Genomic DNA, 315 nt, shown 5'->3' with positions numbered 1-315 from the left:
TTCCACCATTTTGGATGTCATCTCCATTTGTATCTAACCATACTTTATCTCCGATTTCATATGTTGGCACTGGTGTTGTCGTTGCTTTAAAGCCTCGGTCGATTGTGTAGTTATTCGCGTTTGTGATGGTTACATCTTGCGATGCCACGTTTGAGTTATCTCCATCTGTTTGTTCATTCACACTTGTCACTTCTGTGTAATTTGTTGTTGTTCCATCTGGATTTGTCACTGGTTTCGGTGTATCGAATACTACTGTGTAATCACCTGGTTTTAAGCCGGTGAATAAATAATTACCATTAACATCTGTTGTTTGTG

Annotated in this window: 1 protein-coding gene; it reads right to left on the bottom strand. The window is 39.0% G+C overall.

All coding sequences use genetic code 11. The features are described from left to right. On the bottom strand, nt 1–315 hold a 315-nt coding region (locus tag ER639_RS12145), incomplete at both ends, for an SdrD B-like domain-containing protein (RefSeq protein WP_164993461.1).

Source organism: Macrococcus sp. DPC7161, from assembly GCF_004117835.1.
In the GTDB taxonomy this organism is placed as follows: Bacteria; Bacillota; Bacilli; order Staphylococcales; family Staphylococcaceae; genus SDSC01.
Note: the sequence above shows the minus strand (reverse complement) of the source record. Positions and strands in the feature narration are given on the sequence as shown.